General features: G+C 67.1%; 2 protein-coding genes. One reads left to right on the forward strand and one right to left on the reverse strand.

Translation table 11 applies throughout. From position 1 onward, the window contains the following. Window positions 1–114 precede the first annotated feature (114 nt). Complete coding sequence (locus tag ACWELQ_RS45685; RefSeq protein WP_452403189.1) at window positions 115–1056, reverse strand: MerR family transcriptional regulator; 942 nt, start codon at window positions 1054–1056, stop codon at window positions 115–117. Between the two features lie 149 nt (window positions 1057–1205). Between ACWELQ_RS45685 and ACWELQ_RS45690 the strand changes: the two genes are divergently transcribed. Beyond that, window positions 1206–1406, forward strand: a 201-nt coding sequence (locus ACWELQ_RS45690) for an AAA family ATPase (protein ID WP_452403190.1), incomplete at its 3' end; no start/stop codon positions are given.

The raw sequence follows: 1406 nt of genomic DNA on the forward strand, positions 1-1406 counted from the left end.
CCCTCCACGGCCCCCTCTACGGCCCTTCGGAACTCATAGCCTGGCTAGGCCCAACCCTTGTTGCTCTCCCTCTCCTGGAACTCTGGCGGCGTCACCTGCCCGACCCGATCGTCGCTACGGCCGGGTGAGGTCGGCGCGGAGGGCGGTGGCGAACCAGTCGAAGGTGGGGGAGAGGTCGGGGAGGGCGGGCCAGGCGTTGATGGTTGTCACCAGGTGCCAATAGTGGGTTACGCGAGGGTCGTTGGCGATGGTGAGGCGTTTCAGGATCCATTCGCGGAGGGGTCGGTCGTCGGGTTTTCCGAAGGTTTCGGCGTAGCGGGCGGTGAGCTTGTCGAGGATGGTCGTGGCGGCCGGGTCTTCGGGGGACAAGCCCTCGGCCAGGGCCCGGGTGATCTCGGTGTGGACGGCCTCGGTCAGGTCGTGGTGGAGGCCGGTGTCGTCGCCCGCGGCTCGTTCCTCGGCCTGGTATTCGGCCATGCGGCGCACCGCCGCGCGGAAGTCGGTGTCCTGCACCAGTTCCACCAGGTCCATCCAGGCGCTGACCTGATCCGGGGTGGGGTCGTCGGGGAGTTCGGGCATGCTCGAGCGGAGGAGCTCGACCACGGCGGGGTTGCCGTCGACCGCGCCGAAGGTGTTGTCGACGAAGTCGTGGATGATGCGGTCGCGTTCGGTTTCGGTGAGTTGCACCAGCTTGGTCATGAAGCCGATCTCCTTGTCGTCTGATTCTCGTTTGGCTACCGCTCGCAGGACGGCTCGGCGCAGGCGTAGGACACGGATCTGGATATCCATGGCTTCGGCGTGGGCGGTCGCGACCTCGGTCAGGGAGGTTTCGCGGGCCAGGACGCGGCGCACGGTGGCCAGGTCGACGCCCAGGTCGCGCAGGGTGCGCACCAGTTCGAGCCGCGCCACGGCCTCGACGTCGTAGAGCCGGTAGCCCGCGGCGCTGTGCATGGTCGCCGGAACGATCCCCTTGTCGTCGTAGAACCGAATGGTCTTGACCGTCAGTCCGGTTCGGTGAGCCAGGGCCCCGATGGTGAGGAGCGTGTCGTCGTCCATGGCTCCACCTTGCAGCTTCCCCTTGGGGGAGACTCAAGCCCCCGACGCCGTCACACCCTCACCATTGGTCACGCGGGTGCCCCTGATCTGGGACTCGATGTTCCGGCACACTCGGGGCAATCGCAGGGGAGCGGGTAGGGTGAGCCGCTGTGCATCTGAAGAGTCTGACGCTGAAGGGGTTCAAGTCCTTCGCGTCCGCGACGACGTTGCGATTCGAGCCGGGGATCACCTGCGTGGTGGGGCCCAACGGGTCGGGGAAGTCGAATGTCGTCGACGCGCTCACCTGGGTGATGGGTGAGCAGGGCGCGAAGGCGCTGCGAGGCGGGAAGATGCAGGACGTCATCTTCGCC

The organism is Nocardia sp. NPDC004722, assembly GCF_053601505.1.